The 19,453-nt window shown below is 58.5% G+C and carries 21 protein-coding genes and 1 pseudogene; 9 read left to right on the top strand and 13 right to left on the bottom strand.

The features are described 5' to 3' along the window. Positions 1-5: 5 nt before the first annotated feature. From AC4GMC_RS02300 to AC4GMC_RS02290, 3 genes are read right to left on the bottom strand one after another with little or no spacing between them, the layout of a single operon-like run. Positions 6-635: a DUF3726 domain-containing protein gene (locus AC4GMC_RS02300; protein WP_487877444.1), complete on the bottom strand. Its 630-nt coding sequence runs from the start codon at positions 633-635 to the stop codon at positions 6-8. Then, a complete protein-coding gene (locus tag AC4GMC_RS02295; protein ID WP_487877443.1) occupies positions 632-2,338 on the bottom strand; it encodes a hypothetical protein in 1,707 nt (568 codons plus the stop codon). Before AC4GMC_RS02295 ends, AC4GMC_RS02300 begins: the two co-directional genes overlap by 4 nt. Next, on the bottom strand, positions 2,331-3,320 hold the full coding sequence (locus AC4GMC_RS02290) for a membrane dipeptidase (protein WP_487877442.1): 990 nt from the start codon (positions 3,318-3,320) through the stop codon (positions 2,331-2,333). The genes AC4GMC_RS02295 and AC4GMC_RS02290 overlap by 8 nt, the downstream gene beginning before the upstream one ends. A 183-nt stretch (positions 3,321-3,503) precedes the next feature. On the opposite strand from AC4GMC_RS02290, the gene AC4GMC_RS02285 reads away from it, so the two are divergent. From AC4GMC_RS02285 to AC4GMC_RS02245, 9 genes are all read left to right on the top strand, one after another. Then, positions 3,504-4,418 carry a DMT family transporter gene (locus AC4GMC_RS02285; RefSeq protein ID WP_487877441.1) on the top strand — a complete coding sequence of 305 codons (915 nt, stop codon included), beginning with the start codon at positions 3,504-3,506 and terminating at the stop codon, positions 4,416-4,418. Positions 4,419-4,617: 199 nt separating this feature from the next. Then, positions 4,618-4,746, top strand: coding sequence for a hypothetical protein (locus tag AC4GMC_RS02280; protein WP_487877440.1), 129 nt, complete (start codon positions 4,618-4,620; stop codon positions 4,744-4,746). Between the two features lie 39 nt (positions 4,747-4,785). Then, positions 4,786-5,721, top strand: a complete 936-nt coding sequence (locus tag AC4GMC_RS02275) for an outer membrane protein transport protein (RefSeq protein WP_487877439.1) — start codon at positions 4,786-4,788, stop codon at positions 5,719-5,721. A 107-nt stretch (positions 5,722-5,828) separates the two neighbouring features. Further along, the gene (locus AC4GMC_RS02270; RefSeq protein WP_487877438.1) at positions 5,829-6,749 is read left to right on the top strand and encodes a DMT family transporter; all 921 of its coding nucleotides are present in this window, start codon (positions 5,829-5,831) and stop codon (positions 6,747-6,749) included. 26 nt (positions 6,750-6,775) lie between these two features. Continuing rightward, positions 6,776-7,651, top strand: coding sequence for an ATPase (locus AC4GMC_RS02265; protein WP_487877437.1), 876 nt, complete (start codon positions 6,776-6,778; stop codon positions 7,649-7,651). A 34-nt stretch (positions 7,652-7,685) separates the two neighbouring features. Then, positions 7,686-8,600 (top strand): homoserine O-succinyltransferase, encoded by a 915-nt coding sequence (locus AC4GMC_RS02260; protein ID WP_058122712.1) that lies wholly within the window; start codon positions 7,686-7,688, stop codon positions 8,598-8,600. A 64-nt stretch (positions 8,601-8,664) separates the two neighbouring features. Then, complete coding sequence (locus AC4GMC_RS02255) at positions 8,665-9,579, top strand: alpha/beta fold hydrolase (RefSeq protein WP_487884286.1); 915 nt, start codon at positions 8,665-8,667, stop codon at positions 9,577-9,579. 42 nt (positions 9,580-9,621) lie between these two features. Next, positions 9,622-10,500 carry a polyphosphate kinase 2 gene (gene ppk2 / locus AC4GMC_RS02250; RefSeq protein WP_487877701.1) on the top strand — a complete coding sequence of 293 codons (879 nt, stop codon included), beginning with the start codon at positions 9,622-9,624 and terminating at the stop codon, positions 10,498-10,500. After that, positions 10,493-11,110 carry a TetR/AcrR family transcriptional regulator gene (locus tag AC4GMC_RS02245; protein WP_487877700.1) on the top strand — a complete coding sequence of 206 codons (618 nt, stop codon included), beginning with the start codon at positions 10,493-10,495 and terminating at the stop codon, positions 11,108-11,110. The genes ppk2 and AC4GMC_RS02245 overlap by 8 nt, the downstream gene beginning before the upstream one ends. Positions 11,111-11,168: 58 nt before the next feature. On the opposite strand, the gene AC4GMC_RS02240 is transcribed toward AC4GMC_RS02245, so the two are convergent. The 10 genes and pseudogenes from AC4GMC_RS02240 to AC4GMC_RS02195 form a co-directional block, all read right to left on the bottom strand. Beyond that, positions 11,169-11,945, bottom strand: coding sequence for an enoyl-CoA hydratase-related protein (locus tag AC4GMC_RS02240; protein ID WP_487877699.1), 777 nt, complete (start codon positions 11,943-11,945; stop codon positions 11,169-11,171). A gap of 63 nt (positions 11,946-12,008) precedes the next feature. Further along, positions 12,009-12,467: a cytochrome c-type biogenesis protein gene (locus AC4GMC_RS02235; protein ID WP_487877698.1), complete on the bottom strand. Its 459-nt coding sequence runs from the start codon at positions 12,465-12,467 to the stop codon at positions 12,009-12,011. Continuing rightward, on the bottom strand, positions 12,464-14,449 hold the full coding sequence (locus AC4GMC_RS02230; protein WP_487877697.1) for a heme lyase CcmF/NrfE family subunit: 1,986 nt from the start codon (positions 14,447-14,449) through the stop codon (positions 12,464-12,466). Before AC4GMC_RS02230 ends, AC4GMC_RS02235 begins: the two co-directional genes overlap by 4 nt. A gap of 52 nt (positions 14,450-14,501) precedes the next feature. After that, on the bottom strand, positions 14,502-15,059 hold the full coding sequence (locus AC4GMC_RS02225; RefSeq protein WP_487877696.1) for a holin family protein: 558 nt from the start codon (positions 15,057-15,059) through the stop codon (positions 14,502-14,504). Between the two features lie 39 nt (positions 15,060-15,098). Next, positions 15,099-15,707: a holin-associated N-acetylmuramidase gene (locus AC4GMC_RS02220; protein WP_487877704.1), complete on the bottom strand. Its 609-nt coding sequence runs from the start codon at positions 15,705-15,707 to the stop codon at positions 15,099-15,101. A gap of 100 nt (positions 15,708-15,807) precedes the next feature. Beyond that, positions 15,808-16,263 (bottom strand): cytochrome c maturation protein CcmE, encoded by a 456-nt coding sequence (gene ccmE / locus AC4GMC_RS02215; protein ID WP_487878189.1) that lies wholly within the window; start codon positions 16,261-16,263, stop codon positions 15,808-15,810. 3 nt (positions 16,264-16,266) lie between these two features. Further along, complete coding sequence (locus tag AC4GMC_RS02210) at positions 16,267-17,079, bottom strand: glutamate racemase (protein ID WP_487878188.1); 813 nt, start codon at positions 17,077-17,079, stop codon at positions 16,267-16,269. Then, positions 17,076-17,984: a lysophospholipid acyltransferase family protein gene (locus AC4GMC_RS02205; RefSeq protein WP_487878187.1), complete on the bottom strand. Its 909-nt coding sequence runs from the start codon at positions 17,982-17,984 to the stop codon at positions 17,076-17,078. The genes AC4GMC_RS02210 and AC4GMC_RS02205 overlap by 4 nt, the downstream gene beginning before the upstream one ends. 142 nt (positions 17,985-18,126) lie before the next feature. Beyond that, entirely contained in the window at positions 18,127-19,200 is a 1,074-nt protein-coding gene (locus AC4GMC_RS02200; RefSeq protein WP_487878186.1) for an ABC transporter ATP-binding protein, read from the bottom strand. Further along, a pseudogene (locus AC4GMC_RS02195) lies at positions 19,197-19,453 on the bottom strand (ABC transporter permease); the annotation flags it as partial. The pseudogene AC4GMC_RS02195 and the gene AC4GMC_RS02200, both read right to left, overlap by 4 nt.

The raw sequence follows: 19,453 nt of genomic DNA, 5'->3' as shown, positions 1-19,453 counted from the left end.
ACCCATCAATCCGCACCCCCGGCCCCACGTGCGCGCGACGCCTCGGTCGCGGGAGCATAGGTGGCAGCGGCGAAAGCTTCCAGCCGTTTTAGGTGATCGATGTGCACAAAGGCGCGGGTTGAGCGCGCGATGGGCGCCCCCGCAGGCGCATCTACCAATGGCATAATCGAGAGGCGTGCGGCCCCGTGGGTTGCGGGCGACCCTGCGCACCAAAGGCATGGCTCAGAACCGCCGCGCACAGTGACCTGCGCACTGGCATCGTGCGTCCGCCATTCAATCGAATAAACCCCAGACAGATGCGCCACAAAGGGCACCATCAACAAGGACCCCACGACCGCAGGCAAATGCAGCCCCTCTGCCGGTATGCGTCCGTGATCGGACAGGGCCGCCCCAGCGTGCAACACCGACAGGCAAACCACATCCGCCGGGCCGTTGACCGTACCTTGCATGGGCTTCAGCCCCGCCTCCAAAACGGATAACAAAGCCGGCAGCCCCGGCAAACCGTGGCTGTTCACCCACGTCACACTTACGCGTGCCTCCTCCGCGAGGCCCCACTCCATGCCCGCGCCGCGCGCGGCTTTGAACGCCAGCGCACCCGCCTCCGAGAGCGACATCTCACGCAGCGTCAGGCTCACGCCCCCTCCCAGGGGGCCTGCCAATAGGGCCAGCGGCATTCGGATTGCGCAGATAAATCAGGGGGGAGCGGCGCACCCGCGAACATACAAATTCGCACCCACCGGTCTGAGCGCGGATCAAACCGCTGCGCCCCAAAGAACGAAAGCTTGGCACGCAACAGATCAATCGGCATCATGTGTGCGGCAATCGTATTGTCTTGGATTTCACCAAACGGATGGGCGGCGATAATCTGCACCCGGCGCAATGCGTGCCGCAGGGCCGGGTTGGCCAAGGCGAATTCGGCAACTGGCGCATCCTCGGGCCAAGCGGACAGAATCGCGTGCAACTTGGCGATGTCGCGGCCGGGTGCCAGCGGTTGCTCATACTCTTCAACCGGCTCTTCAGCGCGCTCGCCCAAACGCGGCTCAAGCTTCTCAGCTGAGGTATACCAGACCCGCGCCTGCGCCTCTGCGGCATCCCAGTCTATTTCAGTGGCCCAAGAGTAATGCAGCGCAATCAGCGCCTTTAGCGCGCCGACAGTCATCTGACCATCAATCCGGTGCGCCTCGGTCGGTACCGACATTTCGGCGGCAATCGCGTCTAGATGCGCAGCATAGGGCTCAAGTATCGCGCTCACCAACCACTCTTGCCCCTCAAGCGTCAGTGCCGTTTCGGCCCAATCGATCAGAGTGTCCCAAGTGGTGCCCCCCGCCTCCAATCGGGTGATGATCCGCGCCAGATCATCGCTAAATCCAGCATCACGCTCCTGTTGACGGGGGTGATCGGTGCGCCATGTCGCGACCTTTGCCGACATGATCTGAGCAAGGGTCAGAACCAACGCCCACGCCTCTGGGTCGGGGGTCTGTTGCGCCCGGACCAACGCCAAGGCGCTTTCACGCGCACTGACCCACGCATGGATCAATTTGGGATGCGTCATCAAGAACGGCGCCATACCAAGGCCGGTTGAATTGCCGATCCCCAAGCCCCGTGCAATGTCAGGATCAAGCGCGGCTGCCTGCGTGCCCTGTGCCGCTGCCCGGGCGCGGGCCATGTGTTGCACCAACTCCGTCACGGCCCAACGTATCAAATAGACCGTCAGCATCTCGGCCTGAAACGGGGCCGCAACTTCTGCGCGGGTCGAGATCGTCTCGTAATCCGCCGCGCCGAATTTGCCGGACCCATAGACAGCCGTCGTGCGCATCAAATAGCCCACTTCGCCTAGCTCCGCCGTGTCGGGCTGCTGCCCGTTGGCAAGGGCACTGACCACCTTTTCCCACAACCGGACGGATCGGTTGGCACGGCTTAACGTCAGCTCAGTTTCGGAGATGCGGCCCGCCTCTTGGACCGGCACATTCGCCGCAAGCCGCGTCAGATCGGCCTCATCAGGCACACCGTCAAACAAGGTAAACGTCGCATCCCAAGCCGTCGCGATCACACGATCAGAGCGAAGTTCATCCGGTAAATCGTGAAAAAACGCCACCAGTGAATAGGTCCGTGCCCCCGTCTGCGCTCGCAAAACAGCATGTCCCACGCCTTGCGCATCGACCTGCCAATCGGCCATGAAAAATTGCCAGTCATCACGCACCGCGCGTGCCGTCAGTTGGCGCATAAATGACAGGGGCGAGGCATGAAAACACCCCATCCGCTCCAGCCGCATCACCTTGCTTGGCGGACGTAGGCCGGACAACGTGTCGGCCAGCGGAGGGGCTGCGCGCTTAACCATCCACCGGCCCAAAACTGGTCTCATAGAAGCGTGCCCAATTGCCGCCCATCAGGCCCGCGACCTCAGCCGCGTCAAACCCAACGGCAGCCAGACCGTCGGCCAGCCCGGGAAAATCGCGATTATCACGGAACCAATCGGGCTGCGGCGGGAAGCCCGGTGCAGAGGCCGACCCCTCACCATAATCGATTTCCTTGGTCCAACGCCCAACGCGCATCCACTCCACGATGCTATCGGGTTGGTCTTGGCACAGGTCTGAGCCGATCCCGAGGCAATGCGTGCCGTACCGGTCAGCAGTCCGCGCGATCATCTCACAAAAGTCGGCGCGCGAGCACTCTGTGCCGCCCTTGAGGTGATGCGGATACAACGAGAACCCCAGCATCCCGCCGTGATCCCCTTTGGGGCCCAAGACCGCATCCAAAACTGCGTCGGATTTATTGCGACGAGCGGCGTGCCACCAACCTGGATTGGCATGCGTGATCGCGATAGGGCGGCTCGAATGTTCTGCCGCCTCAATCGTCGAGCGATCAGCAGAATGGCTCATGTCAACCACAAGGCCCACTCGGTTCATCTCGGTCACGACCTGGCGGCCCATCCGCGTCAGCCCGGTGTCATTCTCTTCGTAGCACCCCGTCGCGAGCAACGATTGGTTATTGTAGGTCAGCTGCATAAACCGCAGGCCAAGCTGATGCAGGATCTCGATCAGGCCGATGTCATCCTCCATCGGACTGGGGTTTTGCGCCCCAAAAAAGATCGCCGTGCGGCCCGTAGCCTCAGCCGTTTTGAGATCCTCGGCTGTGCGGCCCGGAAAAATCAATTCGGGAAAGCGTTCGAACCACCGGTTCCATTGCTCCAGATTGGCGACGGTTTCGCGAAACGTCTCGTGATAAGCGACGGTCACGTGAACGCCCGTCAGCCCGCCTTGATGCATCTGTTCAAAGACGGTCTGGGACCAATTGCAGTACTGTAAGTTGTCTATGCGCATAACGCCTCCCGCATCGCTTGTCCCCCACGCGGGGCGATTCCGTCAATTCGTGATCGCATCAGACAGATAATTTTTACACATTTTGGCACATCTGGCCTGCCGAAGTCCGAAAACTGGTCTTATCAAACCGCCCCAGCGCCGAGCATGCTTGACCAGACCCGCGCGGCGTGATCCACCCATTTCATGATCCGCGCACGCACCCATATCCCGCTTTTTGGCGCCACAGCCCAAGCCGCCTTTTGGATGCTTGGGGCAATTGTTTCGTTTACCTCAATGGCGGTTGCCGGGCGCGCCGTCAGCCATGAGCTTGATACGTTTGAGATTATGCTGTTTCGGTCCATGGTGGGGATTTGCGTTGTTCTGGCGGGTGCGCGGCTATTGGGAACGACCCAAACGATCACACATCGCACGCTGGGTCTGCACACAATCCGCAATATCGGCCACTTTACGGGGCAAAACCTGTGGTTTTTCGCCATCCCCATGGTACCGCTGATGCAGGTTTTTGCTCTCGAATTCACGTCGCCTTTGTGGGTCGTACTGCTCGCGCCGCTCATCTTGGGTGAGCGGATCACGTGGGACCGCGTGGGCGTTGTGTGCCTTGGGCTGGTCGGGGTCGCTCTGGTCGCCCGCCCGTGGGAGGCCGCCCCGTCGTGGGGGTTGGTGGCCGCGGGGCTGGCCGCCATTGGTTTTGCGGTTTCGGCCCTGTTCACACGCAAATTGACCCGCACCGAAAGCGTGACCTGTATTCTGTTTTGGATGACCTTGATGCAAGCGGTCTTTGGCCTGATCTGCGCGGGCTTTGACGGCGATATTTCCCTGCCGTCTGCAACGGTGGCGCCATGGCTGGTCCTGATCGCGATGGCCGGATTGCTGGCGCATCTTTGCATGACACAAGCCCTGTCGCGCGCCCCTGCCTCCGTGGTCATGCCGTTCGACTTTGTGCGCCTGCCGGTGATCGCATTTGTTGGCATCTGGCTCTACGCCGAACCATTCGATCTCTGGGCGCTATCGGGCGGGGTCATCATCTTTGCCGCCGGATACATGAACGTCCTGACAGCCGGGCGCGGTGAAAAACGGCTCAAACGCTTGCGGACCTAGTAACCCCGCGCGTTAACCAACATACACCCTCAGGTTGATGCATATTTGCCACCGTTCCCTTGCCACAAAGGCCCAAGAGCCCTTTTACGCTGGGTAACATTTGACGGTTTCAATTTAGCTCAACTAATAAGCAACGATCCAGAGCAGGGGAGCTCTGCTGCGCCAACTCACGGCGCGCAACTTGGGAGAAAGACATATTATGAAACGCATCGCACTTGCGGCTCTACTCACGACCGCTACCGCCACCTCTGCTCTTGCGGGTGGGATTGACCGCTCCGGGCAATTTCTGGCGCCACTGTTCCAAGACGGTGGAGAGACCGGCAGCTAGCTCCAGTTTAGTATCGGGTCGGTTGAGCCTTCGGTTGGTGTGACTGACGGTACCAACACCGGCGCTGATCCGCTGGACACTTACGTGCCGTGGAGCGCAGCTATCAAGTTAGACATTAACGACAAGCTCAGCTTTGCAATCATTGGCGATCAGCCGTTTGGTGCGAATGTGAATTACGCAGGATTGCCCATCCAAAGTCCGCTACTTGGCGGAATCCAACCCGGTGCAAACATTGAAAGCCAAGCTTGGACCGGTCTTCTACGCTACAAGTTTAACGACACATGGAGCGTTCACGGTGGGATCCGCGGCCAAATGGCAAGCGGTAAAGTAAACACCACTGTGGCCGGCGCATTTCGTTTACTTGATGTCGATAGTGACATGCGCTTTGGCACAATAGCTGGTATCGCATACGAGCGCCCTGACATCGCTATGCGAGTTGCTCTAACCTATCACTCTGAAATTGAACAAGATCTGACAGGATCAGAAGTAACTCTGACAGGTGGGGGGCCCATTGCCGCAACCACTGCATTTACAGTCACAACCCCAGCAAGCCTCAATCTTGAGTTCCAAACCGGTGTTGCCGCAGATACATTGTTGTTTGGTTCTGTTCGCTATGTTGAGTGGGACGGCTTCAACTTAACTACACCCGGTGCCGGACAATACGTCAATTTCGATAAAGATACTACAACTTACGCACTAGGTCTGGGCCGGCGCTTCGATGAAACATGGTCTGGAGCAGTCACTCTAGGCTTCGAATCCGAGGGCGATTTCTTGAGCAACACGGCGCTCGCTCCAACCACAGGCTCGCAGAGCATCGGCCTCGCGGCCACGTACACCCAGGGCAATACGACGTTAACGACAGGCGTCACATATGCAAAATTGGGTGAGCGCGAGTTTGATCTTTCGGGAAATACAATCAGCTTCACCGACGGCGAAGCCATCGGCGTTGGCGTGCGGCTGGGCATCAACTTCTAAACACACCCAACGAAACCATCCCAAACGCCCCGGCCAACCGCTGGGGCGTTTTTGTTTGTCGCAACTTCCGGGTCGCCTCCATGTCGCCCGCTTGTTAGAGCGCTGCTATGACACCGCAAAAAACCATCTCACCGCGCGCATGGGCGGAACTGATCCTGCTCTCGGCAATTTGGGGCGGCTCGTTTCTGGCGATCCGTACCGCATTGGATGAAATCACCTTTGTCACATCAGTCGCATACCGTGTCGCCATTGCGGCGGCTGCACTGTGGGTGGTGACGCTCATCCGCCGCGCGCCCCTTGGGATCACACGGCGGCATCTGATTGGGTTTCTGGGCATGGGTGTGCTTAACAACGTGATCCCTTTTACGCTCATGGCATGGGGTCAGTTGCATATTGAGAGCGGTTTGACCTCAATCCTCAATGCAACCGCTGCCATCTTTGGCGTGCTCGTCGCGGCGATATTCATGGTAGATGAACGGTTAACCCCGCGCAAAACGATCGGAGTGGGCATCGGGTTCTTGGGCGTTGCCACCGCCATTGGATTCGGCACCTTGATGCAGTTTGACCTACGCAGCTTGGCACAGCTTGCGGTGGTCACAGGCACCCTATCCTATGCGCTGGCAGGCGTCTGGGCGCGGCACTGGCTGGCGGGTCTGTCGCCGTTGGTTGCGGCGGCGGGAATGCTGAGCGGCGCGAGCCTTGTGATGATCCCCGCAGCGCTTGTCTTTGACGGCGTGGTTGTCCCGCAAAACCCGATCACATGGGCCGCGATCCTCTTTTACGCTCTGATTGCCACCGCCTTTGCCTATATGCTCTATTTCAGGGTGTTGGGCATGGCTGGCAGCGGCAACTTGATGTTGTGCACGTTGATGGTGCCGCCCGTCGCCATCACGCTTGGCGCGTGGATCCGGGCCGAAACGCTGGCCCCCAACGCCTACGCGGGCTTTGCCGCACTCGCGCTGGGGTTGGTGATCTTGGATGGGCGCGTCATGACACGCTTGCGCGCCCGTCCCCGCGCGCGTAGCTAGGGGCAGACCAAACGAAAGACCCCGCCATGACCTATGATACCCCCGCCGCTTGGCACCAAAGCTCCAACAAACGGGTCCTATTTTTTGGCATGTCGGGGCTGGGAAAAACCCACCTAAGCAACATCTTGCGCCATGCGGATGACGGCTGGTTTCACTATTCGATCGATTATCGCATCGGCACCGCCTACATGGGCGAATTCATTGCCGACAACCTCAAGCGGGAGGCGATGAAGGTCCCGTTCCTGCGGGACCTCTTGCGCTCCGACAGCGTTTATATCGGGTCGAACATCACCTTTGAAAACCTTGCGCCGCTGGCCACCTATCTGGGCAAACCCGGCGATCCGGACAAAGGCGGGCTCAGCTACGCAGAATACTGCTACCGGCAGGAACTGCACCACCGGGCGGAGCGGAACGCGCTGCTGGACACGCACCATTTCATTGAGCGCGCGATTGAGTTGTATGGTTTTGATCACTTTGTCTGCGACACAGGCGGGTCGATTTGTGAGGTCGTGGACCCGGATGACCCCAATGACGAAATCCTTGCGCATCTGCATGACCACACCCAGATGATCTGGATCGAGGGCACCCCCGACCACACCGAAACGCTGGTTAAACGGTTCTCAGCCGATCCCAAACCGATGTGCTACAGGCCCGCGTTTTTGGACCAGCTTTGGCACGAGTATCTGACCGAACACGATTGCACCGAGGCCGAGGTCAACCCCGACGCCTTCATCCGCTTTACCTATGCCCGCGCGATCGAAGCCCGTCAGTCCCGCTATGCGGCCATGGCGCGCAATTGGGGCCTGACAGTGCAGGCGGCAGACGTGGCGCAGGTCCGCGATGCCAAGGACGTGACCGATCTTGTGGCCGATGCCCTTGGCAAACAGGCCGCGCGCGCCTAGATCAACGATCCGATCCAAAAGGATACTTGCCGATATGCCCATCACCCTGCCCCTCGACCTGCCCGCCTTTGACGTTCTCGGCAACGAGGGTGTCTCGGTTATGGACAGCACCGCCGCCACGCGTCAGGACATCCGCCCCTTGCAGATCGGGCTCTTGAACCTGATGCCGGAAAAAATTCAGACCGAGACGCAGTTCGCCCGGCTGATCGGGGCCACACCGCTGCAAATTGATCTGACGCTCATCAAGATGACGGAGCATTTCTCAAAAAACACGTCTCCCGCCCATATGGAGGCGTTCTACAAACCGTTTGAGGACGTCAAGCTGCACAAGTTTGATGGGCTGATCATCACCGGCGCGCCGATTGAACATTTGCCGTTTGATCAGGTCACCTACTGGGACGAACTGACCGAGGTGATGGATTGGACCCAGACCAATGTGCACACCACGCTGGGCGTGTGCTGGGGCGGCATGGCGATGATCAACCATTTCCACGGGGTGCAAAAGCACCTGCTGGATCACAAGCAGTTTGGCTGTTTCAAGCACCGCAACCTTGCGCCCGCCTCGCCCTATTTGCGCGGTTTCTCTGACGAATGCGTGATCCCGGTAAGCCGCTGGACCGAAATGAAGCGCGACGAAATCTATGCCGCGGGCCTGCCCGTTTTGCTGGACAGTGACGATGGCGGCCCGTGTCTGGTCGAGGACGTGGATCATAGATCGTTGTATATTTTCAACCACTTCGAGTATGACAGTGGCACGCTCAAGGGCGAGTATGATCGCGACATCGCGGCAGGCAAGCCGATCAACGTGCCGCAGAACTATTACCCCGGCGATGACCCAACCAAAGAGCCGCTCAACCGCTGGCGATCCCACGCGCATCTCCTATATGGAAACTGGGTGAACCAAATTTATCAAACCACACCCTACGACATGGAGATGATTGGAGGGTAGCGGCCTGCGCAAAGCGGTTAAAATTGGAGCAGTGGCCGGGCTTTTGGCCGGATGCGGGGCGATCGTGGATCAAACCTTTGACAATCGAATGATGCGCATCGTGGCAGATTATCCGCCCGAGGGGCAGATAATCGACGTGGGCGGCGTGCCAGTTCACGCAGTGGTTCGCGGCACAGGGCCGGATGTCGTGTTAATCCACGGGGCATCAGGCAACACCCGCGATTTTACCTTTGATCTGGTTGACCGACTGGCAGACAGCTACCGCGTTATCGTGATGGACCGTCCCGGCCTTGGATACACCGGGCACACACGGGCGCACTACGCACAGATCACCGCAACCACCTCTGATACTCCGGCGGAGCAGGCAGAGCTTTTGGCCGCTGCCGCGCGACAGTTGGGGGCCGATGCACCCATCGTGGTCGGTCAAAGCTATGGTGGCGCCGTCGCCCTGGCGTGGGCTTTGGACCAACCCCTATCGGGCTTGGTGACCCTGGCGGCAGTGTCCAACGTTTGGCCCGGGCCGCTGGACGCGATATACCGCATCAACGGCTCACGGCTTGGGGCGTTCACCACAGTGCCCCTAATTTCGGCGTTCGCGCCGCGCGCCCGCGTCGATGCGGCGGTTGAGGCCATCTTTGCCCCCAATCCTGTTCCCGCCGGCTACACCGAGGCGATCGGTGCACCCCTCTCGCTGCGCCCAATTTCGCTGCGGGCAAATGCGCGCCAGATTAATACCCTCAAGCCGCTGATCGCGGCGATGGTGCCGCGATATGGGCACATCACGGTCCCGACCGAGATCTTGCACGGCGATGCCGACACCATAGTGCCACTTGATATCCACTCCGCCAGATTGGTCGACCAAATCCCAGACGCACGCCTGACCGTTCTGCCGGGCATCGGGCACATGCCCCATCACGCCGCACCCGACGCGGTGGTCCATGCGATCGGGCGCGCCGCCGCCCGCGCCGGATTGCGTTAACCACGCAAGGCGCCCATAAAGGGCAAAGTAAAGGGAATTCACATGACCGACCCCGCCACCCTGCCCTTCGACGGTGCCATCACCGCGTTTTTCGAAACCGATGCCCCCGCCCCTGTGCGCCAAGCCATCAAAGCCGCGGGCCGCAAAGATATCCTCGCGGCCGATTGGCCCTATAAATCTCGGATGAGCCGTGCGGGTTATGACGCACAAATGCAGCACCTCCAGATCCAGTTGGTCCGTGCACAAGCCGCGATCAAAAACGAGGGCAAGCGCGTTATCGTCATCTTTGAAGGACGCGATGCAGCAGGCAAAGGCGGTACCATCAAACGGGTCCGCCAAAACCTGAACCCCCGTGTGGTGCGCACCGTGGCCCTATCAAAGCCGACCGAAGACGAAGCCGGCCAATGGTATTTTCAACGCTACATCAAGCACTTGCCAACGGCGGGTGAGATGGTGCTGTTCGATCGGTCTTGGTACAATCGGGCGGTGGTCGAACATGTGTTTGGTTTTTGCACCCCGGAACAAAGGGCACATTTCTTTGCCCAAGTTCAAGGATTTGAAGACACATTGGTCGAGGACGGCGTGACGGTGGTGAAACTGTGGCTTAACGTTTCTCAGCCAGAGCAATTGCGCCGTTTTCTTGCGCGCGAAGGCGACCCACTTAAGCAGTGGAAGCTGTCGCGTATCGACGTAGAGGGACTGAACCGCTGGGATGCCTATACCGCTGCAATATCAGAAACTTTTGCACGCACTCATTCCGACAGCACACCGTGGACCGTCATTCGATCCGATGACAAACGACGCGCTCGCCTGAACGCTCTGCGCGCGATCCTTCTACAACTGGAATATCCCGACAAAGACCTGATGCCGTTGGACCCGCAGATCGCGGGCGGGCCAGAGGTGTGGCACACCGGTGGCTAAGCGCGGATATCACCACGGCAACCTGCGCCAAGCCCTTGTGGACGCAGCACTTGAGCTGATCGAGGAGAAAGGCCCCACCGGCTTTACCCTGTCGGAAGCCGCGAAACGTGCAGGCGTCACACCTGCCGCCGTTTATCGTCACTTTGAAGGCCGCGAGGACCTCATCGCTGAATGCGCCCTCCAGGGACACATGATCTTTGGCGACTTGATGGAATACGCTTATTCCACCGGCGGCCCTTCGGCCTTATCTGCGTTTGAGGCGACAGGCCGTGCCTATCTCGCCTTTGCGCGCAAATACCCCGGACACTACATGGCCATGTTCGAAAGCGGTGTATCACTGCACGCGTCCGCTGAACTGGCGGCTGCGGTCAAACGCTCCAAGGCGGTGCTTGAAACTGCCGCCGCCGCACTGTCCGAAAACATCCCCGTTGAAAAACGCCCTCCCGCGGCGATGTTTTCCGCACACATCTGGGCGATGAGCCACGGCGTCGTAGAGTTGTTTGCGCGTGGTACCCCGGGGGCAAACACACCCTTTCCGCCCGAGGACCTGTTAGAAACCGGGATCGGCATTTACCTACGTGGACTGGGACTGGTCGCACCAGACGCGTGACATCGAAAAAGTCTTTTTGAAGACTTTTCGGCCCCGAAAACTCTTTTCAAAGAGTTTTCTACCGGCCCTCGTAACGCGCAGGTCGCTTTTCCAAAAAGGCCAAAACGCCTTCCTTAAAATCGCGTGTACGCCCACACTCACCCTGAAGCCGGGCTTCTACTTGAAGCTGCTCGGACAACGTATGATCATAACTTCCACGCAAAGCCTTCTTCACATTTGCATAGGCCGCGGTCGGACCATTTGCCAAATGGGCCGCGCGCGCGCGCCAATGGCTGTCAAAGGTTTCATCTGGAACCGCTTCCCAAATCATTCCCCAATCGCTTGCGTCTCGGGCTGATATTGGCTCCGCGAACATAGCCGCGCCCATTGCTTTGGCCGCACCCATCTGGCGTGGCAACCAATAGGTCCCCCCCGCGTCCGGGATCAAACCAATCCGGGTAAAAGCTTGAAGGAAAACCGCCGATTCCGTAGCAATCACCACATCCGCAGCAAGCGCGAGGTTTGCACCCGCTCCCGCAGCCGCGCCATTTACGGCCGAAATCGTTGGGATTTTGCATTCGTAAATCGCCATGAGCATAGGCTCATATTCATCGCGCAATGTCCGCTCTAGGTTCAGGTTTGCAGCCGACCCTTTGTCCCCCAGATCTTGGCCAGAGCAAAACGCACGCCCCGCACCAGTCAGAACCAGAACTCTCGCCTCCGCCTCAGCAGCACGTACAGCATGTGTGATCTCTGCCCGCATCTGGGTGTTGAGCGCGTTCATTACATCTGCGCGGCGCAGTTCAAGGACCGCCTCTCCGTCACGGATCGTCAGATCAATGGTTTCGTACTGCATGATGCCTCCCAATTTTTTATGAACGTGACGGGTCCGCACCAGCTAGGAAAGCAAAACCTTGCGTCAGTCCTTCAGCAGGGCTTTGACCCGGTCTTCCTCTGCCTGAGACAACCCCGTGACAGCGGCTTCTTTGGCGTTTTGGCGCCCTCGCAAGTATCCAATCGCAACCACAAGCGCGAGGAGAAAGACGGCAGGTCCCGCGTACCAAAGCACGAAATTCGAGCCCGTCTTCTGCGGTGTCAGCAGCACGAATTCACCGTAACGATCCACAAGGTAATCAATCACATCCTGATCGCTATCGCCTGCCACAAGGCGCTCACGCACCAAAACCCGCAGGTCACGGGCCAATTCGGCGTTGCTCTCGTCAATGCTTTCGTTCCGGCAGACGAGGCATCGGATGTTCGCCGACAGATCGCGTGCACGCTCTTCTAGAACGGGATCATCCAGAATTTCGTCGGGTTGAACCGCAAAAACCGGCCCTGCCGTCAGCAGGGCCAGTGTCAAGATAAGGGCACGGATCATTCGGCAGGCACCCCTTGGGCTGCAGCCTCACGACGACGCCGGGCGCCCGCGGCCACGCGGTAACGACGGTCCGACAGGGACAGGAGGCCCCCTAGCGACATGATAATCGCGCCACCCCAAATCCAATTGGCGAACGGTTTGATGTATACGCGCACAGCCCAGCCACCGCCTTGCTGTGGATCACCGATCACCGCATAGACATCACGCCAAAAGCCATTGTCGATCCCGGCTTCGGTGGTCGGCATCGCGGCCACTGGATAAATCCGCTTTTCGGGGAACAGAACGCCGATATCGCGGCCTTCCTCATACACGTGCATGCGTGCCATCGTACTCAGGTAGTTGGGGCCTTCAACGCGGGAAACATCCTCAAGCACGACTTCGTACTTACCAACCGTAAGGCTTTCACCAACCTGAAGCACACGGATATCTTCCTGCTCCCAAGCCATCAGCCCTGCAACACCGAAGATCGTGATCCCAAAGCCGGCATGTGCGACGGCTTTGCCCCAATCCGCACGCGGCAAGCGAACCACCCGGCCAAACCGTTGCGAGAGAGAGCCTTTTTGCCCCGTCCGCAGATACAGATCCACACCTGCACCGACAACGAGCCAAACACCCAACCCCGCACCCAGTGGAGCACCAGCAGAACGTCCGGTTTGCATCGCCCAAACCAACGCGCCAACGAAGACGGCCAAAGCTAGGGCATACCACAGCGGCTTCATCGCACGCACGGCATCCGCCCGCTTCCACGGCAACACCGCGCCCAAGGGCAACAACGCCGCCAAACCTATGACAAAGGGTGTGAAGGCTGCGTTAAAGAACGGTGGTCCGACAGACAGCTTTCGGTCAAACGCCATCTCCGCAATCAGCGGCCACATCGTTCCGATGAAGACAACAAAACAAGACACCGCGAGCAGCACATTGTTGAACACCAACGCGCTCTCTCGGCTAACCGTTGAGAACACGCCCTTGGCCTCCATCGCGCCGCCACGGATGGCGAATAGCAGCAGAGCGCCACCTGTGAAAAACACCAAAATTCCGAGGATATACACACCACGTTCGGGATCATTGGCAAAGGCGTGAACACTCGTCAAAACGCCTGAGCGCACGATAAATGTCCCGATCAGGGAAAACCCAAACGCTAAGATCGCCAGCAGGATCGTCCACGACTTCAGCGCCTCGCGCTTTTCCACCACGATTGCAGAGTGCAGCAGAGCCGCCGCAATCAGCCATGGCATGAACGATGCGTTCTCAACCGGGTCCCAGAACCAAAAGCCGCCCCAGCCCAACTCATAATACGCCCACCACGACCCAAGTGCGATGCCAACGGTCAGAAACAGCCAAGCCGCCAAGGTCCATGGCCGCACCCACCGGCCCCAAGCCGCATCAACACGGCCCTCCAACAGGGCGGCAACCGCAAAAGAATACGCCATGCTCAGGCCCACATAGCCCAAGTATAGGAAGGGCGGGTGAAACGCCAAACCGGGATCCTGTAGCAACGGATTTAAGTCTTCGCCGTTAAAGGGCGGGAATTCGAGGCGCAGGAACGGGTTCGACGTGAACAGGATGAACGCCAAAAAAGCGACCGAGATAGAGCCCTGAACCCCCAAAACCCGCGCGCGCAACGTCGGAGGCAACTGGTTCCCGAACCAAGCCGCAGTCGCCCCAAACAGCGCGAGGATCACAACCCACAAAAGCAAAGACCCTTCGTGGTTGCCCCAAACGCCGCTGATTTTGTACAGCATCGGTTTGTCGGTATGTGAATTCATCACCACCAATTGAAGCGAAAAGTCTGACGTCACAAAGGCGTACGTCAGCGCGCCAAAGCTGAACAAAACCAGCCAGAATTGCAGGCTTGCTGCCGGGCGCCCAAGCGCCATCCAATCCGACCAGCCTTTGTGCGCCCCAACAAGGGGCACAACCGTTTGTGCAATGGCGACTGCAAAAGCCGCGATAAGGGCGAAGTGTCCGAGTTCTACGATCATGCGCAAATACTAGGCCGGGAACAGGGCCGCGGCAACAGCCCTAATGCCTCTTTCAGGGCGATCTGAGGCTTTCCTCTTGACCTGCCTGCCAAGCGCTCAAGGCCGGGTTCGGCTCAACCTCTGGATCAACCCGCTTAACATTTGATTTTGATGACTTTTTCGCATTTCTCCACGCTGAAATAACAGTTTCGTGAGCCGCGACACCCGCACGCAATGGATTGCGAAAATAGTGCATTTCACGCGCCCCAAAATAGAAGGAAACTATCGCCCCCAAAAGCCACCACAATGGATCGGGAATATAGGCCAAACCGGCCATACGCTGCGCAAACGCAATCGGGTCCGTCATGGCATAGACAAACAACCCCAACGTCCCCAACGCCAACAAAGGCCGCGGCAGCCGGTTCAACCCGTTCACAAAGCGATCGAACCAGTCGTCCCGGATCGTCTTCATCTCTGTCTCTAGCTGGGACAGCGCCGCTTGCTGCGCCTCATGGTTCAATTCCATTTTGCGCGTGGCATTCGGCGTAAACACCTCGGCCACCCCTTGCGCTGTCGACCCCAATGCCGTCACCGCCTCTGAGCCCCCAAAAATCTTGCCAATCAAACTCATACCCAACCCTCCTTTGTTCCCAAAATACTCATTAAACGCTCACCACCCCGCGACACGCTTGGCATGTTCTTGCGGACTAAGGTGATACCGGACCGAGATGAATTCCTCTGCCCTCCGTATCCAACCGCCCTTGCCACCGTCTCGTCTGCGGGCAAACTTACGACTGGCGGGGCGACGATCCGCAATTCGGTAGTAATAATTGCGCCGTGCGATCCCATAGGCGTCGCCCAGATGATCGCCACCTTCGCGCACAGCCATATGGCTGACCCGAATGGTTTGTGGCCCGATCACACCATCAAGCGACAAATCATAGCCCATATCCCTCAGCAATCGCTGAAGAATCCGCACCGCGTTACTGCCCGCGTTGACGTACATGTCAAAAACTGTGGCGTGCAAAACGCGCGGCAACTCGGCGATGCGTGGCCGGTCAAAATAGTGCTGGATAAAGATCTCAATCGCCTGATCTTGGCTCAGGCGCCGTACATCGGCGGGATTGATTTTGCCGTCCCCGTTTAGGTCCAACCCAAGGCGCCGCATGGTGTGGATCGTCACACCATGGTTCGTAGCCCCGCCCGGATCATCGGGATCGTTCACGTAGCCGCCTTCGCGGCGAATGATATCTTCTGCAAGTGCGCGCACCGACTGCATGGTGCTGGCCCTCCATACTCGGTTGCGAATGGAGGGACGAAACGGCGGAGCAAGTTAACAGTTGGTTAACAGCACGCCGACTAAAAAGAGATGCAACAGCTCAGGAATTGCTCTCAGAACCGGGTTCGACATAGACGCCCTGCTCTTTCAACGCATCCACAACCTCGGCGGGCATATATTGCTCATCGTGACGGGCAAGGATTTCAGTGGCTTGGAACACTCCATCCACGTAACTGCCCGTACCGACCATGCCTTCGCCTTCCCCGAACAGATCGGGCAAGACGCCAGTATAGGCCACCTTGATCGACGCATTCGTATCGGTCACAGAAAACGTAATCGTTTTGCCCTGCCCGCGTATCAGCGTGCCTTCTTCGACCAAACCGCCGATTCGGAACACTTCGTTGGGCGGAGGCGGCGCCTCTGTCACCTCCGAGGGTGAGCGGAAAAAGTTGATCCCGTCGCGCATCGCGTAGCCGATCAGGGCCGTCGCCCCGATCAAAGCCACGGTCAGGATCGCGACCACCTGAATCCGACGTTGTTTTTTCAGCCCACGCATCGTCTACGCCTTTTCAAAAATCATCTGTTCACGCAGAAACTGCGTGGCCCGTTGCGACACCCGGTCCGGGTCTCCGGTCGTCAGCATAACGCCCGCACGCCCCTGCCCGATCATGTCTGGCTTCCGCTCAAGATAGTCAGCCAGGCTTTCGGCAACAATATCCGCTTGGCTGAAAACCTTAACATCGGAACCCAAGGCATCCTGAAAGATGTGTTCCATCAGCGGGTAATGCGTGCAGCCCAAGATCGCGGCTTGGGGGTTGGGCATTTTGCGTTTGAGTGCATCGACATGGCTGCGCACAAGCGCTTCGGCCAAAATCATATCGCCGTCTTCGATCGCATCCACGACACCGCCACAGGCCTGCGCCTCAACATCCACGCCCACGGCGCGAAACGCCAATTCACGTTGAAACGCGCGGCTGGCAACGGTGGCGGGCGTTGCGAATAACGCCACCTGTTTGACGTTAACCTCGCGCGGGGGAGAGTTATCGCCCCAGCCCCGCTCTGTCATGGCTTCGATCAGCGGGACAAACACCCCCAACACGCGCTTGCCTTCCGGCACGCCTGCCTCTTGCATCCGGCGCAATGCGGCCGCGGATGCCGTGTTGCAGGCCAAGATCACAAGATTGCAACCATCGTCCCAAAGCCGCTCAACCGCAGCTTTTGTCAATTGATGCACATCATCGGCATCCCGCACCCCGTAGGGTGCATGGGCGCTATCACCAAAGTAAGTTAACGGCACATCAGGCAGACGGTTGCGCACAGCGCTCCAAACCGTCAGCCCACCTAGCCCGCTGTCAAAAATCCCAATGCTCATCCGTGCCCATTCTTTTGCCCTGACTTGGGCTTATGTACTTCTGTGAATTCGAACCCGTAGTGCGATGTATCAATCGGACGGGATGACAATTTGTAAGTCTCAGCGCGCAAAAAGTCCATCATTCCGCGCGGATCGCGCAAGTATGGATTGAGGGCATCACGGGTCAAAGGCTGCCCCACGGCCAAGCGAACTGGCGCATCGACGCGCGACTTGAATTCTTTGATCAGCAACGCCATTCGCAGTGTTGTGTGCAGATGGGACGCCAGTTGGAACAGCCGTGAATTGGCCCCATCAAAATAGATTGGCACCACGTGCGCATCAGATCTCGCAATCATCTTGGCGGTAAAGCTGCGCCAACTGGGGTCTAGCGGACGCCCAAACGGCTTGTTAGCCGTGCTGACCGTGCCGCCCGGAAACACGCCAATCGCGCCACCGTCTGATAGATAGTTGAGAGCCGTGCGGCGCGTTTCGAGGTTCAGCGCAATGCCGGCTTTCGTCTCATCAAAAGAGACCGGCAAGATTACTTCGTTCAATTCCTCAGCTTTGCGAAAGACGCGGTTGGCCAAGATACGGAAATCACCACGCACCACGCTCAGGATGTGCCCCATCATTAATCCGTCCAGAATACCGTAGGGATGATTGGCCACTACGACCAGTGGGCCTTCGCGGGGGATATTGTCCAGCGAGCCCGCCAGCAACTCAAGGGTCAGGCCGTAACGCTCGACCATCACTTCCCAAAAGTCGCGCCCTGCGCCGACTTCACGCTCATACCCATCCGCCCGTTTTATCAGCCGCAAACGCCCTGTCGCGTTCTCCATTGACCGGATGAACGCCTGGCCCGGACGGGTTTGCGCCGAAAATGAATAGGAAATGTCACGCGCGACGTGTTTGGACGATGGCTGCACGGTGTTGTCTCCTCTCCGGCGGTGGCTCATTTATACATGCACGCAGGAATACGCTAGGTTCGTTAACAATCCTGTGACACCACACCGCCTTAGGTTTTTTCTGCATGCCCTGAAACTGCGGGATCAAATGTCAGACATTTGCCTATACTGCACCAAAGGCCATCAATGCCGCCGGATCCCAGACGACACGCGCCGCATCCCCTCGGGCCAAAACAGGCCGTCCCGGCAAGTTCCGCATTGAGACGTTCACCGACCGCGGCGCGCCCGCAAGGCGCACCTCATACATCGTCATATCGCCGTAGTAAGCAAGGTCCTCAACCGTACCTTGGGCCACCCGGCTTACAGGCTCAGCCCCTGTCTCATCAAACAGGATTGTCATGCTCTCGGGGCGCAACCCAACGCGTACGTTACCTTCGGCACCGATGATCTGATCAGGCGACAGCGTCACATGGCCTAGCCCAGCCACCTCAAGGGTGTTCGCACGCCGATTGCCGGGGAGAAAAGTCATAACTCCAATGAATTCTGCGACTTGGCGGCTTGCAGGTCGGGTATACAACTGCTGCGGCGGATCCAGCTGCGCGATCTTGCCATCAAACATCACCGCAATCCGGTCAGACATGATCAGGGCTTCTTCTTGATCATGCGTGACAAGGATAAAGGTAATACCGACCTGCCGCTGCAACCGGCGCAGCTCAGACTGCATCTGCTCACGCATCTTTTTGTCGAGCGCGCTCAGCGGCTCGTCCAACAGCAGAACCTTGGGCTTTAGGATCAAGGCACGCGCTAATGCCACGCGTTGCCGCTGCCCCCCGGACAATGCATGAGCCGCACGCGCCCCAAAACCTTCTAGCCCAACCATTTCAAGCGCTTCGCCAACGGCCGTTGCCTTTTGCGCACTAGAAAGCGGTGATTTCCGCAGGCCAAAACCTACGTTTTCCGACACGCTCATATGGGGAAAAATCGCATAGGATTGGAAAACCATATTGGTGGGCCGCTGGTTCGCAGACACTCCGATCATTGAGGCACCGCCAATACGAACCTGCCCTGATGACACGTCCTCAAATCCCGCGATGGTCCGCAACAGGGTCGTTTTCCCACAGCCAGATGGCCCCAAAAGTGAGAAGAACTCACCCTGCCCGACCTCAAGGTTGATGTCGCGCAGCGCGTGATAGTCACCATAGTGCTTGTGCACATTTTCGATGGAGATCAGGCTCATAGAAAGCCCCCTTTGTCTTTGACACCCGCCCGGCGCAGACCTCGGCGGCGACTAATTTCGGCCAGTGTCAGCAGCAAAACTGACAACACGACAAGGATCGTGCCAAGCGCCATCACCACCGGAATTAACCGTGGAAACCGCAGCATCGACCAGATGTAGACCGGCAAAGTTGGCTCGGATCCCGTCAGGAAAAACGCGATAATGAACTCATCCAATGAGATCGTGAAAGAGATCAGAAGTGCCGCAATGATAC

This window comes from Thalassobacter sp., assembly GCF_982993085.1.
Note: the sequence above shows the minus strand (reverse complement) of the source record. Positions and strands in the feature narration are given on the sequence as shown.

Excerpts from the sequence above, each read along its gene's own strand:
- AC4GMC_RS02280 (WP_487877440.1), top strand. The coding sequence starts at position 4,618 with ATGAAACGCATCGCACTTGCGGCTCTACTCACGACCGCTACCGCCACC.
- AC4GMC_RS02240 (WP_487877699.1), bottom strand. The coding sequence starts at position 11,945 with ATGCAGTACGAAACCATTGATCTGACGATCCGTGACGGAGAGGCGGTC.
- AC4GMC_RS02270 (WP_487877438.1), top strand. The coding sequence starts at position 5,829 with ATGACACCGCAAAAAACCATCTCACCGCGCGCATGGGCGGAACTGATC.
- AC4GMC_RS02260 (WP_058122712.1), top strand. The coding sequence starts at position 7,686 with ATGCCCATCACCCTGCCCCTCGACCTGCCCGCCTTTGACGTTCTCGGC.
- AC4GMC_RS02200 (WP_487878186.1), bottom strand. The coding sequence starts at position 19,200 with ATGAGCCTGATCTCCATCGAAAATGTGCACAAGCACTATGGTGACTAT.
- ccmE (WP_487878189.1), bottom strand. The coding sequence starts at position 16,263 with ATGCGTGGGCTGAAAAAACAACGTCGGATTCAGGTGGTCGCGATCCTG.
- AC4GMC_RS02290 (WP_487877442.1), bottom strand. The coding sequence starts at position 3,320 with ATGCGCATAGACAACTTACAGTACTGCAATTGGTCCCAGACCGTCTTT.
- AC4GMC_RS02220 (WP_487877704.1), bottom strand. The coding sequence starts at position 15,707 with ATGCAGTCGGTGCGCGCACTTGCAGAAGATATCATTCGCCGCGAAGGC.
- AC4GMC_RS02295 (WP_487877443.1), bottom strand. The coding sequence starts at position 2,338 with ATGGTTAAGCGCGCAGCCCCTCCGCTGGCCGACACGTTGTCCGGCCTA.
- AC4GMC_RS02230 (WP_487877697.1), bottom strand. The coding sequence starts at position 14,449 with ATGATCGTAGAACTCGGACACTTCGCCCTTATCGCGGCTTTTGCAGTC.
- AC4GMC_RS02225 (WP_487877696.1), bottom strand. The coding sequence starts at position 15,059 with ATGAGTTTGATTGGCAAGATTTTTGGGGGCTCAGAGGCGGTGACGGCA.
- AC4GMC_RS02210 (WP_487878188.1), bottom strand. The coding sequence starts at position 17,079 with ATGAGCATTGGGATTTTTGACAGCGGGCTAGGTGGGCTGACGGTTTGG.
- AC4GMC_RS02265 (WP_487877437.1), top strand. The coding sequence starts at position 6,776 with ATGACCTATGATACCCCCGCCGCTTGGCACCAAAGCTCCAACAAACGG.
- ppk2 (WP_487877701.1), top strand. The coding sequence starts at position 9,622 with ATGACCGACCCCGCCACCCTGCCCTTCGACGGTGCCATCACCGCGTTT.
- AC4GMC_RS02285 (WP_487877441.1), top strand. The coding sequence starts at position 3,504 with ATGATCCGCGCACGCACCCATATCCCGCTTTTTGGCGCCACAGCCCAA.
- AC4GMC_RS02235 (WP_487877698.1), bottom strand. The coding sequence starts at position 12,467 with ATGATCCGTGCCCTTATCTTGACACTGGCCCTGCTGACGGCAGGGCCG.